Origin of the sequence: Micromonospora sp. NPDC005553 (assembly GCF_042871765.1) — a bacterium.
In the GTDB taxonomy this organism is placed as follows: Bacteria; Actinomycetota; Actinomycetes; order Mycobacteriales; family Micromonosporaceae; genus Micromonospora.
Genome location: NZ_JBIAJD010000005.1, coordinates 578,930 through 593,276, shown reverse-complemented (window position 1 = coordinate 593,276; position 14,347 = coordinate 578,930). Strand labels below are relative to the sequence as shown.

At 70.8% G+C, this 14,347-nt stretch carries 13 protein-coding genes; 3 read left to right on the top strand and 10 right to left on the bottom strand.

Features of this window, described 5'->3' with window-relative positions; genetic code table 11:
• Position 1: 1 nt before the first annotated feature.
• From ACFYPG_RS23575 to ACFYPG_RS23565, 3 genes are all read right to left on the bottom strand, one after another.
• Positions 2–751, bottom strand: a complete 750-nt coding sequence (locus tag ACFYPG_RS23575) for an ABC transporter permease (protein ID WP_355008506.1) — start codon at positions 749–751, stop codon at positions 2–4.
• Positions 748–1,644, bottom strand: a complete 897-nt coding sequence (locus ACFYPG_RS23570; RefSeq protein ID WP_355008507.1) for an ABC transporter ATP-binding protein — start codon at positions 1,642–1,644, stop codon at positions 748–750. Before ACFYPG_RS23570 ends, ACFYPG_RS23575 begins: the two co-directional genes overlap by 4 nt.
• A 98-nt stretch (positions 1,645–1,742) precedes the next feature.
• Entirely contained in the window at positions 1,743–2,717 is a 975-nt protein-coding gene (locus ACFYPG_RS23565) for a DUF418 domain-containing protein (protein WP_387353878.1), read from the bottom strand.
• A 167-nt stretch (positions 2,718–2,884) separates the two neighbouring features.
• Here ACFYPG_RS23565 and ACFYPG_RS23560 point away from each other — a divergent pair, with 167 nt between their 5' ends.
• Complete coding sequence (locus ACFYPG_RS23560) at positions 2,885–4,030, top strand: sensor histidine kinase (RefSeq protein WP_387353877.1); 1,146 nt, start codon at positions 2,885–2,887, stop codon at positions 4,028–4,030.
• Positions 4,027–4,665 carry a response regulator transcription factor gene (locus tag ACFYPG_RS23555; protein ID WP_355008510.1) on the top strand — a complete coding sequence of 213 codons (639 nt, stop codon included), beginning with the start codon at positions 4,027–4,029 and terminating at the stop codon, positions 4,663–4,665. The genes ACFYPG_RS23560 and ACFYPG_RS23555 overlap by 4 nt, the downstream gene beginning before the upstream one ends.
• An 84-nt stretch (positions 4,666–4,749) precedes the next feature.
• On the opposite strand, the gene ACFYPG_RS23550 is transcribed toward ACFYPG_RS23555, so the two are convergent.
• The 6 genes from ACFYPG_RS23550 to ACFYPG_RS23525 all read right to left on the bottom strand — a co-directional run bounded on the left by ACFYPG_RS23550 (position 4,750) and on the right by ACFYPG_RS23525 (position 12,230).
• Positions 4,750–5,457, bottom strand: a complete 708-nt coding sequence (locus ACFYPG_RS23550; protein ID WP_387353876.1) for an SDR family oxidoreductase — start codon at positions 5,455–5,457, stop codon at positions 4,750–4,752.
• Between the two features lie 354 nt (positions 5,458–5,811).
• Positions 5,812–6,831 (bottom strand): aldo/keto reductase, encoded by a 1,020-nt coding sequence (locus tag ACFYPG_RS23545; protein WP_387353875.1) that lies wholly within the window; start codon positions 6,829–6,831, stop codon positions 5,812–5,814.
• Between the two features lie 190 nt (positions 6,832–7,021).
• The gene (locus tag ACFYPG_RS23540) at positions 7,022–9,493 is read right to left on the bottom strand and encodes an ABC transporter permease (RefSeq protein WP_387353874.1); all 2,472 of its coding nucleotides are present in this window, start codon (positions 9,491–9,493) and stop codon (positions 7,022–7,024) included.
• Positions 9,490–10,251, bottom strand: coding sequence for an ABC transporter ATP-binding protein (locus ACFYPG_RS23535; protein WP_387353873.1), 762 nt, complete (start codon positions 10,249–10,251; stop codon positions 9,490–9,492). The genes ACFYPG_RS23540 and ACFYPG_RS23535 overlap by 4 nt, the downstream gene beginning before the upstream one ends.
• A 111-nt stretch (positions 10,252–10,362) precedes the next feature.
• Positions 10,363–11,019, bottom strand: coding sequence for a response regulator transcription factor (locus tag ACFYPG_RS23530; RefSeq protein WP_355008515.1), 657 nt, complete (start codon positions 11,017–11,019; stop codon positions 10,363–10,365).
• Positions 11,007–12,230, bottom strand: coding sequence for a sensor histidine kinase (locus ACFYPG_RS23525; protein ID WP_387353872.1), 1,224 nt, complete (start codon positions 12,228–12,230; stop codon positions 11,007–11,009). The genes ACFYPG_RS23530 and ACFYPG_RS23525 overlap by 13 nt, the downstream gene beginning before the upstream one ends.
• Before the next feature lie 167 nt (positions 12,231–12,397).
• Between ACFYPG_RS23525 and ACFYPG_RS23520 the strand changes: the two genes are divergently transcribed.
• Positions 12,398–12,622 (top strand): hypothetical protein, encoded by a 225-nt coding sequence (locus ACFYPG_RS23520; RefSeq protein ID WP_387353871.1) that lies wholly within the window; start codon positions 12,398–12,400, stop codon positions 12,620–12,622.
• A gap of 76 nt (positions 12,623–12,698) precedes the next feature.
• On the opposite strand, the gene zwf is transcribed toward ACFYPG_RS23520, so the two are convergent.
• Positions 12,699–14,192: a glucose-6-phosphate dehydrogenase gene (gene zwf, locus ACFYPG_RS23515; protein ID WP_357203553.1), complete on the bottom strand. Its 1,494-nt coding sequence runs from the start codon at positions 14,190–14,192 to the stop codon at positions 12,699–12,701.
• Positions 14,193–14,347 lie beyond the last annotated feature (155 nt).

The window sequence follows — 14,347 nt, the reverse complement described above, 5'->3', positions numbered from 1 at the left end:
CTTACGCGTCGGTCTTCTTGAGCCGATAAGCGGCGGCAGCGAGCGTCACGACCACGTACCCGGCGAAGACCGCGAGACCGGCCCACGGACCCAGCGTGCCGTCCGTGGGAGCCAGTGCCATCACGGCGCCGCCCGCGTTGCTGGGAAGGTACGGGGTAACCGCATCGGCGATCGAGTCTGGCAGCAGCGGGGCCAGACCGGGCACGATCAGCAGCAGACCGGCAAGGATGGTGATGGCGCCGGCGCTGGAGCGGACGAGCATGCCGAGCGCGACGCCGAGCACCGCGACCAGGCCGAGGTAGACGCCGGCGCCGATCAGGGCCCGCAGCACACCGTCGTCACCGAGGCCCATGGCGTCGATGTTGTCGTTGAGTACGGCCGACCCTGCCGCGAAGGCGGCGAAAGCGCCGACGGTCATCGTGACGAAGGCGGCCGAGCCAGCCACGAGGCTCTTCGACCACAGCACCGGCAACCGGCGCGGCACCGCGGCGAGGGTCGCCCGGATCATGCCGGTGGTGTATTCGCTCGCACCCAGGAGCACGCCGAGCACACCGACGGACAGGGCGGCCAGGACGCTGCCGGACAGGACCAGGCCCACCGAGCTCATGTTGTCGCCCGAAAAGGACGCCGAGGCGATCATGCCGAAGGCGATCAGGAGGAAGACGGAGATGCCGGTCGTGATCCAGGTGGAGCGCAGAGAGGAGAACTTGGTCCATTCGGCGGCGACGACGCCACCAGGGGTGATCTTCATCGGGCGGCCTCGTATTCAACAGCGTCGCGGGTCAGGTCCATGAACGCCTCTTCCAGCGAGGCGTTCTGCGGGGTGAGCTCGAACAGCGGGATGCCGCGGGCGGCCGCGGCCAGCCCGATCACGCGGGCGGAGGCGCCGGCGACGAGTAGTTCCTCGGCACCTGTCGAGGTGACCGTGACGCCCGGGCCGGCAATCGTCGTGCGCAGCGCGTCCGGGGCGGGAGTGACGACCCGGACCCCCTCGGCGGTCACGAAGTCGGCCACGGTGGTGTCGGCCAGCAGCCTGCCCCGGCCGATGATGACCAGGTGGTCCGCGATCCGCGAGACCTCGCTCATCAGGTGCGAGGACAGCATCACGGTGCGGCCTTCAGCGGCGAGGCCGGTGAGCAGGTTGCGCACCCAGAGGACACCCTCGGGGTCGAGGCCGTTTACCGGCTCGTCGAGCATCACCACGGCCGGGTCGCCGAGCAGCGCGGCGGCGATGCCGAGCCGCTGGCCCATGCCGAGGGAGAATGCGCCGACCCGCTTGTGGGCGACGGCCGAGAGGCCGACCAGGTCGAGCACCTCATCGACGCGCGAGCGCGGAATGCCGTTCGTCCGAGCCATGGAGAGCAGGTGGCTGACCGCCGTGCGCCCCGGGTGCACAGCCTTGGCCTCGAGCAGAACGCCGATCTCGTGCAGCGGTGCCTTTGACGATGTGTAGGGCTTGCCGTTGACCAGTACGTCGCCAGAGGTCGGCGCATCGAGACCGACGATCATCCGCATGGTCGTCGACTTGCCGGCGCCGTTGGGTCCGAGGAAGCCGGTAACCTGTCCGGGCTTCGCGGTGAATGACAGCTGGTCGACGACCGTTTTCGCGCCGTACCGCTTGGTTACCTCGCGTATCTGAATCATGCTCACCACGCTAGGTCTGGGCGCAGTCCTCATCGTGGTACCGGGGTCGGCTCTTCCGACCCGCCGGTGGTACCCAGGTTCTATCGGCCGTCGCCGCGTCAGGCGCGGCGGATCGGCACCCGCTGCCACCAGGTGAGGCATCGCCAGAGCCATTCGAGCGGGCCGTACCGGAACCAGCGCAGCCACAGCACGCTGAAGATCGCCTGCACGACCCCGATCGCCAGGCCCAGTCCGACGACGGCCGAGTAGGAGGACCGGGAGCCGATGTCGAGCAGCGCGTCGCCGGCCACGATCAGGAACGACGCGGCGACGTAGTTGGTGAGCGCCACCCGGCCGAGTGGCGACAGCAGCGCGCCGAGCGGCCGTCGCAGGGCGGTTCGCATCAGCAGCAGGAACCCGACGGTGACAAGGAAGGCAAAGGCGAGGCCGGCCGGCAGGATGCGGTAGTTGGCGGTCGGGCCGACTCCAGCCCGGAACTGCAACCAGCCCATGACCGCGGCTACCGGCACCGCGACGGCGAGGGCGAGGGCGAGTTGCCGGCCCCGTGACGGCAGCGTGTCCGGGATGCCGTACTCCGCGATCGCCAGGCCGAGCAGGAAGAGCCCCGGGATGATGAAGAGACCGTTGAAGGTCAGCGCGGCGGCGAGGGTCAACACGATGCCCAGCCCGAGCGCCCAGCGCCGGGACAGGTACGACGCCGGCAGGAGCACGACCAGCCCGAACACGGCGTAGAACTTCAGCACCTCACCGGGCTGGATCAGGGTGTGCAGCGCGCCGAAGAGACCCAGCCAGAGCAGCCGGCGCAGCAGCACCAGCCGGGGCCGGTCGGTGCGCCGAGCCGCCGTCCGCAGGAAGAGCGAGAAGCTGATCCCGAAGAGCAGCGAGAAGATCGGGAATGGCCGCTGCACGAAGAGCAGCTCCCAGAGGTACGCGCCGACGTGCTCACCAGCCGGCCCGGAAACCCGGGTCATGTGGGTCATCTGGACGATGTTGAACATGACGATGCCGAGGAGCGCGAGCCCACGCAGCGCGTCAAGTTCGTCGATGCGGCGGGGCCCTGCCGGTTGCGCCACAGAATCGGTCGAGTGTGCCATCCGTCAATGCCACCGCAGTCGTGTCCGGTCGGGACAGCCCTGGAAGTCGCCTCCGCGACCTACCTTCGTCGCGTCCCCCGGTTCCTTCGTCGCTACTGCTGTTGCTCGCCGCGCCAATCCTGGCCGGCCCGGCTACCGTGCAACGCATGAGCGCGGTGGACCGCCGAGGGGTGCCGCCGCTCGCCGTCGACGTGCTGCTGGTCGTCGTAGCGGCGGCGGCGGGCGTGGCCCGTGAGGTCGCTTTCCCGAGCGCCGGGTCGAGGCATCTCCCGGCCCCCGTCTGGGTCTACGCGGTGGTGCAGGTCGCCGCGGCGGCCACCCTGCTGCTGCGCCGACGCCGGCCGTACCCGGTGGCCCTGGTGATCGCCGGCGTCAGCCTGCTGGTGCCGGCGTCGGCAGTCTTCCTCGTGCCGTACGCGGTGATCGTTCACGGTCGCGACCGCCGGCGGTCCTGGGCGGTGATCGCGGTGCTCGGGGTGTGCTGGCTGATCGGCGCGCGGCTCTGGACGGTCGACGACCCGTTCAGCGGGCCCGGACTGCTGGCCATCTCGGCCCTGCTCGGCCTCTACGTGAGTGCCCGCCGCCGGCTCGTCGCGGAGCTGCTCGAGCGTGCCGAACGCGCCGAGCAGGAGCGGCTGCTCCTTGCCGAGCAGGCCCGTAGCGACGAGCGGCTCCGGATCGCCGGCGAGATGCACGACGTGGTGACCCACCGGATCAACCTCATGGTGCTGCACGCCGGGGCGCTGGGCACCAGCACCACGGATCCTGCCGTTCGCAGCGCCGCCGAGGAGCTGCGAACGACAGGCTGCCAGGCGCTGGCCGAGCTGCGCGACCTGGTGGGCGTGCTGCGGCACGGCGACCCACCGACGACCCGCGTCGCAACGGAGGACCCGGCTGCGGAGTGCGACCTGAGCGATCTCGTGACCGACTCGCGCGCGGTCGGTCTGCCGGTCCGTCTCGACGAGGAGGGTGACCCGTCGGCGCTGGCACCGGCCATGCGGCGCACCCTCTTCCGGGTGGTGCAGGAATCGCTGACGAACGTGCACAAGCACGCGCCGGGCTCGCAGGTGACCGTGTCGATCCGCTACCAGCCGGATCTGGTTCGCGCGACAGTGACCAACGACCGGCCCGAGCGTGCACCCGACCCGGACGTCGCCGCCGCCGGCGGGGGCTCCGGCCTGGCCGGCCTGCGGAGTCGGGTCGACGTGCTGGGCGGCACCCTCGCCGCGGCGGCGACCCCGGAGGGCGGGTTCGTGGTGCGGGCCACCCTTCCCGGGTACGTGCCCCGATGATCCGGATCCTGCTCGTCGACGACGAACGGATGGTCTGCGCCTACCTGCGGACGATTCTCGAAGCGGCCCCCGACGTCGAGGTCGTCGGCGAGGCGTACGACGGCGCGGAGGCCGTGGAGGCGGTGACCCGGTACGGGCCGGATCTGGTCCTGATGGACCTGCGGATGCCGGGCGTCGACGGGCTCACCGCCATCGAGCACCTCAACCGGTCCTCAGCGCCACCGAGGATCGTCGCGCTGACCACGTTCGACCTCGACGAGTACGTGCTGCGGGCGATGCGGGCGGGTGCCGTCGGTTTCCTGCTCAAGTCGACGGCGCCGGAGGATCTCGTCAACCTGGTACGGGTCGCCGCCGCCGGACACACGGTGCTGTCTCCGACGGCGACCCAGCGGCTGGTGTTGAGCCGGCACGGCGGAGAACGGGTCCGCGAACTGCTCGCCACGCTCACTGCCCGGGAGGTCGAGGTCCTCGGCTGTCTCGGCGCCGGCCGCTCCAACCAGCAGATCGCCCGACGACTGCGCCTCTCCGAGGCGACGGTCAAGGGATACGTGTCCCGACTGTTGGAAAAGCTCGGCTGCGACAACCGCACCCAGGCGGGCCTGCTGGCGCACCGGGCCGGCATCCCGGCGAACTGAGAGCACTTCGTCGGGCAGCATGGACCGCGTCCAGCCGATCCACCCGAGGCGACCGGGACCTGATCCGCGGTGCCCCAGGCGACGTCACCTGAAGAGGTTGCCGGTGATGTCGGCGTAGAAGAGGGCGGGGTCGCCTGAGAGGGAGGCCTTGACGTTGGCGGTGGGCTGGTCGGCGATGACTTCGATCTTGCCCGCTTCCAGTCCGTCGAGAGCCTGGCTGACCACCTCGTGGGGCGGGAGCTTGGGGATGTCGATGCCGGCCATCATGTCCGTGTCGGCGATCGCCAGCGCCAGGGCGGTGACCAGAGTCTTCTGGCCGGCCAACTCGAGTCGGATGCCGTTCGTCAGGGACCACTCCGCAGCCTTGGAGGCGGCGTAGCCGTTGCTGCTGGGGGCGAAGGTGTACCAGCTCAGCGCCGAGATGACGTTGAGAATGGCGCCACCGGCCAGCCTCGGCGCGAAGGTGCGGGTGACGTTGAGGGTGCCCCAGAAGTTGGTGTCGAAGTCCTGGCGGATGTTCTCCAGGGAGGGGCCGAGCAGCGGGGCTTCGGTGGAGGTGCCGGCGTTGTTGATGAGGATGTTGAGGTCGCCCACCTTGCCTGCCGCCGCCTCGATGGACGCTGGATCCGTGATGTCCACCTGGAGGGCGACGGCACCGGGGATGTCGATGCTTTCCACGCGACGGGCGGTCGCGTAGACGGTGGCGCCGCGGGCCAGGAGTGCCTCGGCGAAGGCCTTGCCGAGCCCGCGGTTGGCACCGGTCACGAGAGCTGTTGAGCCGTTGATCTGCATGCCACCACGCTAAAACCTCACGCTAACGTGAGAGGCAAGTACTGCGAGGTGAATCACGGCCGGCACGGGCGGTGGCTGGCCCCGGCAGCGCGATCGGGAGGCTCCCGCTGATCGGGTTGGCACTGGTCTCAGTGCGACTCCGGCAGCGGGAGCCTTGAAATCAGTCACTCCACCACCTGACCCAGGCCGCCCGGTTCGGAGATCGACCGGGACCGGCCGGTCAGGCGGTCAGGCGGTCGACGGGATGATGAGTTCGTCGGCGACCCAACGCGCGACGCCAGCCGGGTTGGGCGCCGGCAGGCGGACGCGTAGGCGTACGTCCGCCTGCCGTCTGGTCGCCGGCGTGCCGAGTGATCAGCGGCGGCGCAGCGCCGGCTCGAGCAGAGCGGGCGGGGTGTCGTTCTTCTCGTGGGCGGCGAGGTCGACGCCGGGAGCCACGATCGCGTCGATCGCGTCGAGCACGTCGGCCGGGAGCACCGTGTCCGCGGCGGCGAGCTGCGAGCTGAGGTGGTCCATCGTGCGGGGACCGATGATCGCGCTGGTGACGCCCGGGTGCGCGGTGACGAAGCCGAGCGCGAGCTGGATCATGCTGAGGCCGGCCTCGTCGGCAACCTTCGCGAGCTGCTCGACGGCGTCGAGCTTGGCGCGGTTGGCGGGAATGCTGACGTCGAAGCGATGCTGCATGAAGCCCGAGCGGTTCGTGCTGATCTCCTGGTCGGCGCGGATCGCCCCGGACAGCCAGCCCGACGCCAGCGGACTCCAGGCCAGCACGCCCATGCCGTATTCCTGGGTCGCGGGCAGCACGTGGGTCTCGATGCCACGCTGCAGGATCGAGTAGTTCGGCTGCTCGGTCACGTAACGGCTCAGACGCCCCTCGCGGGCGGCCCACTGCGCCTGCACGATGCGGTAGGCAGGGAAGGTCGAGGAGCCGAAGTAGCGGATCTTGCCCGCGCGTTGCAGGTCCGTCAGCGCCGACAGCGTCTCGTCGTCGCTGGTCGTCGGATCCCACCGGTGCATCTGGTAGAGGTCGACGTGGTCGACGCCGAGGCGGCGCAGGCTGTGTTCCAGCGCGGTGACCAACCAGCGGCGCGAGCCGCCCCGCTGGTTGCGCTCGTCGCCCATCGGCAGCGTCGCCTTGGTGGCCAGGATGACGTCGTCGCGGCGGCCGGCGATGGCCTTGCCGACCATCTCCTCGGACTGGCCACCGCTGTAGGCGTCGGCGGTGTCGATGAGGTTGATCCCCGCATCGAGCGCGCCGTTGACGATGGCGGCGACGTCCTCCTGGGTGGTGTTGCCGATCTTGCCGAAGTTCATTGCGCCGAGTACGAGGGTGCTGACCTGCACACCAGTGCGACCCAAGGTGCGGTACTGCATGACTGTTACTCCTTCAGACACGTTCAACGTCCACGGTTTGGTGGCAGCCCGCCCGGTTCAGCGTGCCCGGCAACCGGAGCGGTGTTCCGGTAATCAACATACGGAACGACGTTCCGGATGCCAAGGGGAGTGACGGAGGTAACGCGACGTAGCCGTCAGACGGCGCGTCGTCACTCCCGCGTCCGGACGTCTACTCCTTCACACCGATGTTGTCGATCGGAGGGGCGCTGAGCAGCCGTCGAACCGGCCACACGGTGGTCGCCAGCGCCAGCAGCGTCGTGCCGCCGAGCACCGCCACCCAACCGAGCGGCGGAACGTACGGGATCGGGCTACCGGTCAGTCCGTTGACGATCGCGCTCAGAGTCAGCGCCGCGATCGTCGCGCCGATCAGTACCGCGGTGCCGAGCAGTCCGGCCTGTTCGGCCTGGACCATCCTCCGAATCTGATGACGGGTGACCCCGACCAGTTGGAGCAACGCCAACTCGCGGCGGCGGGCCAGTGCGGCCATCACCATCGTGGTGGCCGCGGCCAGGGCTGCGTACCCCACCATCACGCCGATCAGCAGCCGGTTCAGCCAGGCGCCGAGCGCCAGATCGGTGCTGATCAGGCGGGTACGGGTGGCGGCGTCGAGAATCTCGGTGCCCGGTTGCCCAGCCGACCATGTGGCCAACGCGGTGTCGGCGTCCGGGCCGGCGCTGACGAGGACCTCGTCGTTGGTGTCCCCGGCCGTGTGCCCGGCGACCGTCTCGGCGGCCAGCGTGACGTCGCCGAAGCCGAGGCCACGGCCGTAGATCGCGATGACGTCCAACGTGACCGGGGTCCCGTCGCCCAGCCAGAGTTCCGCCTGATCGCCGACGTCCCAGCCGGACGAGGAGGCCTGCGTCGCAGACAGGGCGACAGTGCCCTCGCGCAGGTCGGCCAGGTTGCCCTCGCGCACGGCGAGGTCCATCGTCGACGTGATGCCCGCGGGGTCGACCGACTGCGCGTTGACCGGCTCGATTCCGCCGAGCACCCGCATCACCACCTGCGTACGGTGCACACCAGTGGCCGCCTGAACCCCGGCCAACTCGCGGATCTCGCGCGCCGCGTCCGCCGGCAGCCCACCGGGTGCGACAACTACCCGCTCGGCGAGGGTTCCCGCGCTGCTCTGCGTGGTGGTCTGCCGTTCCAGGTTGGTCTGTAGGAACCAGACCGAGCCGCCGAACCCCACGGACAGCACGAGGGCGGTCAGGACGGTCGCCATGCCCTGCGCGTTGGCTCGCAGATTGGCCGCAGCCAGGTAGCCGCTGACCCTCCACACCCTCGGCAACAACGGTGTGAGCAGGCGTGCCGCGTACGCGTTGATCCTCGGTGCGAGCAGCGCCACCGCGATGACGAACAGGTACAGCATGCCGACCGCGGCGGCCAGCGCTCCGGTCGACCCGGCGGCGCCGAGCGTGAACGCCCCCGAGGTGCCGGCCGCCGCCAGCGTCAGCACGCCGGCGATCAGCCGCACCCGGCCGCTACGCCGAGGCTCGACAGCGATCTCGCCGAGCGCCTCGATCGGCTTGATCGCGGTGACCCGGCGTCCGGCGACCAACGCGGCGAGCACGGCCACGAGGACCGCCGTACCGACCGCGGCCGGCACCGCGAACAGGCCGCCGGCCATCGGGAAGCTGGCCGGCACGAACCCCCGCCCGACCAGTTCGCCGTGCACCCAGCGGGCCGCCAGCAGGCCGGCCGGGCCGCCGATCGCAGAGCCGACCAGGGCGAGCAGCGCGGCTTCGGCGACCAGCATGCGGCGCACCTGGCCCGGCGTGGCCGCCACCGCGCGTAGCAACGCCAGGTCACGTCGACGGTGCCGGACGGACAGCCCGATGGTGCCGGCCACCACGAAGACGATCAGCAGGACGACGTACCCCCCGAAAGCCGATCCGGCCGTGACCAGCAACGTCTGGGCGGCCTGGTTCTCCGACTGCTCGACGTTGCCACGGTCTTTCCCGGCGTATGTCGTGGCGCCGGCCTCCGACGCGATCTCGCGTAGGGCGCCGAGGTCGGCGCCGGGCGCCATCCGCACGCCGATCGCATCCACCCGGCCCGGCTGGGCGGACAACCGGGCGGCCTGCGCGTCGGTGAAGAACACCGCCGCCGAACCGGTCTCGGCGGTTCCGCTCACCCGGTACGACCGGCTGACCCCGCCGACGACAAGGTCGATGCGGTTGCCGGGTGCCACGCCGAACCGGGTGTCGACAAGCACCTCGTCGTCGGCCCGTGGCGCGGCAACGGCGGTGACGGGACGACCGGTGAAGGCGTACGTGTCCCAGCCGTGTCCCACGGCAGCGGGTGAGCCGATGACCACCTTCCTGTCGCCGGTGACGGCCGTGACGCCCGGCACCTGGCGGATCCGGTCCACCACTGCCGCGTCCACAGTGCCGCCCTCGGGCAGCGTGACGGTGCTCGTGGTGGTGTCGCCGCCGAACTCCTTGAACGTGTGGCTGACCGTGCGGTTGGCGACGACCACGTCGGCCGCGGCCCAGAGCCGTGGCTCCGCGCGGAAACGCAACCCGGACTCGACGAGCGTGCCCATCGCCACCAGGATCAGCACGCCGGCCATCAGGGCCAGCAGGGTCGCGGCGGCGGGTCCGGCGCGGTGGCGCAGCAGGCGGGCGGCGAGACCGATCATCGCAGTACCCGCCGATCCAGCGACGCCAGGTGCTCGGCGATACGGGCGGCTCCCAGCTGCGGAAGGTCGGCGACGATCGCACCGTCGGCCAACACGAGCACCCGGTCCGCGTACGACGCGGCGACCGGATCGTGGGTCACCATCACCACGGTCACCCCGTGTTCGTCCACGACCGCGCGCAGCAGCGTCAGCACCTCCGCCGCGGTCCGCGAGTCGAGGGCGCCGGTGGGCTCGTCCGAGAAGATCACCTCGGGGCGGGTGGCCAGCGCCCGGGCGATCGCCACCCGCTGCTGCTGGCCGCCCGAGAGCGCGGCCGGCCGATGGTGCAGCCGGTCGGTGAGGCCGACCCGCTCGACCACCCGGGTCAGCCAGGCCCGGTCCGGACGGACGCCGGCCAGGCGCAGGGGCAGCACGATGTTCTCCTCGACGGTGAGCGCGCCGATCAGATTGAACGCCTGGAAGACGAACCCGATCCGGGTACGACGCAGCTCGGTCAGGCGGGTCTCGGACAGCCCGGACAGGTCGGTGCCTCCGATGACCACCCGACCGGAGGTGGGCCGGTCGAGCCCGGCCGCGGTCTGCAGCAGCGTGCTCTTGCCGGAGCCCGAGGGGCCCATCACCGCCGTGAAGGTGCCCCGTTCGAAGCTGACATCGACGCCGGCAAGCGCAGTCACCTGGTCAACGCCGGCGTCGTACACGCGGCTGAGGTGTTCGACGCGTACCGCCGGTGCGATTGTCTGTTCCGGATAATCCGGCATTCTGGTGGCCTCTCTCCGTGTCATCGGCAAGAACTGCGCGCACCAGAAACGCTATTGACGTGGGAGAACGGCAACCATCCCGCGGGCTGCCAGGTCCGGGTACAGCAGGCGCTACCGCCGATCGCCGTCCAGGTAGCGCAGCACGGCGGTGACCCGGCGGTCGGCACTGTCGTCCGGTGGAAGCTGAAGCTTCGAAAAGATGCTGCGGATGTGCTTGTGCACCGCGCCGTCGGTGACGAACAGCCGCTCGGCGATCGCGCTGTTGCCGAGCCCCTCGGCCATCAGCCCCAGCACCTCACGCTCACGCGGTGACAGCTCGCTCAGTGCGGTGTCCGTCCGGCGGTTGCGGGCGAGCAACTGCGCCACCACCTCCGGGTCGATCACACTGCCGCCGTCGGCGACGCGGTGCAGCGCGGTGAGGAACTCCTCGACCCGGCCCACCCGCTCCTTCAACAGGTAACCAAGCCCGACGGCGCCGACCGAGAACAGGTCGGTGGCGAACGCCTGCTCGACGTACGCCGACAGGACCAGTACCGCGAGGCCGGGACGGCGCCGCCGGGCCTCCACGGCGGCCACGATGCCCTCGTCGGTGTGGGTCGGCGGCATCCGTACGTCCACGATCGCGACGTCCGGCGCGTGCTCGTCGACGGCGACCAGGAACTCGCCCGGAGTGCCGGCGGTGGCGACGACGTCCAGATCCTCCGCCCGCAGCAGCAGCGCCAACCCCTCACGCAGCAGCGGGTCGTCCTCGGCGATCACGATCCGCATGGCAGCTCCACGTCCATTCTCGTCGGCCCTCCCGGCGGGCTCGTCAGCGTCATCCGGCCGTCGTACGCCTCGACCCGCCGGCGGATACCGGTGAGCCCGGAGCCACGTGTCTCGTTCGCGCCGCCGTGCCCGTCGTCCTCGATGCTCACCAGCAGCCGGCCGCGCTCGCGGCGCACGGCCACGTCCACCTGGCTCGCACCGCTGTGCCGGACGACGTTCGTCAGCGCCTCGGCCACCACGAAGTACGCGGTGGCCTCGACCGAGGCCGCGCACCGCACAGCCACGTCCACCTCCAGTCGGCAGGGCACCGCGCAGCTGCTGGCCAGGCCCGTCAGCGCACCGGCGAGACCCCTGTCGTCCAGCACCGGCGGCAGGATCCCGCGCACCACCGTACGCAGCTCGCCGAGTGCCTGTTCCGCGGCGTCCTGCGCCTGCCCGAGGATCTCGTCGGCGCGGTCCGGATTGCGGCGCACGGCCCGCCGCGCAGCGCCGAGCAACACGTTGACCGCTACCAACCGGTTCTGGGTGCCGTCGTGCAGCGACCGCTCGATCCGGCGCAGTTCGACCGCGTGGGCGTCCAGCGCCGCGGCGCGGGTGGCGGTCAGCTCTGCCACCCGCAGTGACAGGTCGACACCCGGCGGTGGAGGCAGCAGCCACCGGCCCGGCCATGCCTGGAGGCGGGCCAGGACCGGGCTGAACCAGATCGCGGCGGCCAGGCAGCCCACCCCGAGCACCCCGACCCAGAGCGCGTCGGACAGGCCATCGATGTGCCACCAGACGATCCCCGGCGCGGCGTCGGGGGGGACCAGCCGGTACCACAGCGGGAAGGTGCCGTCCTGCACCGCATAGAGCGGCAGCGCGATGCCGACCAGCCCGGTCACCAGGCCGACGAGCGAGTACAGCGCGACCCAGCCCAGCTCCCGGCGTACGAAGGGATCGCGCGTCGCCGTCCGCAACCCGGCCGGCACCGGACCCGGCGTGGGGATCGGCTCGCCCCAGCGGGACAGCCGGCTCCGCTCCCGGTCGCTCACCCAGCGCACCGCCCGCAACGCGCCCGGCGCCGCCAGCAGCCCCACCCCGCCCAGGCAGGTCACCGCCACGATCGCCGCCCAGAGCAGCGCGCCCAGCGCCAGCGTGGCGGTGCCCAGCCCTCCGACGATGTGCTCCAAGGCGTCGACCGAGGCGCGAACCCGGCCCCGCACGTACGCCATCGACCCACCTCCACCGCCAACATAGGCCACCGTAGGCCCCGCCCGGCGACGTCGGGGCGGAAGGTACAGCCTGCTGTACCACTGTCGTCGAGCTGGCGGGATCGTCTCCGCCGCGCCGCGTCCCTAGCGTTGACGGCGTCAGGAAACATTCGCCGAAGGAGGCAGTCATGACCGATCCGTACCGCATCACCGAAGCCCCGGTCGCCGCACCGAAAAGGCCGGGTGGCCTGCTGCGCCCGCTGCTGTGGCTGGTGCTCTTCGTCAGCGCGGCGGCCAACGTGGTGCTCTCGACCGCGGCGGACAACCAGTGGGTCAGCTCGGCGTTCGGCTTGGTGGCGGTGCTCAGCGCGGTCGCGCTGATCGTCCACCACCGCCGTCACCGGACGCCGTAGGCCGCCCTCTACCAGGGCGGCTCGCCCGCGTTGAAGAAGATCATCTCGTGCTCCAGCAGCCCGGGGTGACGCAGGGTCACGCGGAGTTGCGCCACTTGCGGCCGTGCCGGCCGATGAGCCGGTCGGCGTCGGTCGGCCCCCAGGAGGCGGCCTCGTAGGTGGGGATCGGCGAGTTGTCCTTCTCCCAGTGGTCGATGATCGGGTCGACGATCCGCCAGCACTGCTGCACCTCGTCGCTGCGGATGAAGAGTGACGCGTCGCCGATCAGCGCGTCCAGGAGCAGACGCTCGTACGCCTCCGGGGACTCCTCGACGAACGTCTGGTCGTAGGAGAACTCCATCGTGGCGGTGCGGACCCGGAAGGAGTGGCCCGGCACCTTGGCGCCGAAGCGCAGCGAGATGCCCTCGTTCGGCTGGATCCGCAGGATCAGCGCGTCAGCATCGAGGCCGGTGAGCTGATCGGTCGGGATCGGTAGGTGCGGCGGCCGCTGGAACTGCAGTGCCACCTCGGTGAGCCGGGCCGGCAGGCGCTTGCCGGTGCGTACGTAGAACGGCACCCCGGCCCAGCGCCAGTTGTCCACGTTGAGTCGCATCGCCGCGTAGGTCTCGGTCCGCGACAGAGGGTCGACGCCGGTCTCCTCGCGGTAGCCGGCCATCAGCTCCTCGCGGGTGCCGCCCCGGGTGTACTGTCCCCGGACCGCGGCCTCGGCGATGTCCCGGTCGGTGGGGAGCCGGATCGCCTGCAGCAGCTTCACCTTCTCGTTGCGCAGGCCCTCAGCCTCGAAGGAGGCCGGTGGCTCCATCAGCGCCAGCGCGAGGACCTGGAGCACGTGGTTCTGCACGATGTCCCGCATCGCGCCGGCGTCCTCGTAGAAGCCGCCGCGGCTGCCGACGCCGAGGGTCTCGGCGACGGTGATCTGCACGTGGTCGACCCAGGAGCGATCCCAGATGGGTTGGAAGATCGAGTTCGCGAAGCGCAGCGCCAGCACGTTCTGGACGGTGTCCTTGCCCAGATAGTGATCGATACGAAAGACCTGGTGCTCGTCGAACGCGCTGTGCACGACGCCGTCGAGCTCGCGGGCGGTGGCCAGGTCGCGTCCGTACGGCTTCTCGATGACCAGGCGGGAGAAGGAGCCTTCGCGTGGCTGGTTGAGCCCGACACCGGCCAGTCCGTTGATCACCGGCTCGAAGGCCCCGGCGGGGGTGGACAGGTAGAAGAGCCGGTTGCCGGACGTGCCCCGCTGTGCGTCGAGCTCGTCGAGGGTCTCCACGAGCCGCTTGTACGTCTCCGGATCGTCGTAGCCGCCGGCCACGTACCGCACGCCGCTCTGGAGCTGGCGTTTGCTGGCGAGGGTGCGTGCACCGAGGGCGCTCTCGGCGAACTGCTCGTCGGTCATCGACGTACGCGCGACGCCGACCAGCGCGAACTGGTCCGGGAGCCGCTCGTGCCGAGCCAGGCTCTCGATTGCGGGCAGCAGCTTACGCCGGGTCAGGTCACCGGAGGCACCGAAGATCACCAGCGTGGCCGGCGGGGCACTCCGCTCCTGAATGAGCTGAGAAGCGTGGTCCATGGTCTGCGTTCCTCCGGGCACAAGGGGTGTGGGTTTGGGGGCGGACTGTCCGGCCAGGACTTGTGCGGCGATGGCGGTGGTGTCCGGGGGCCACAACGGCGTGGCTCGTTGGTCGTGAAGCTTGAGCGTCGCATGCCGGGCTGACGGGTAGCCCT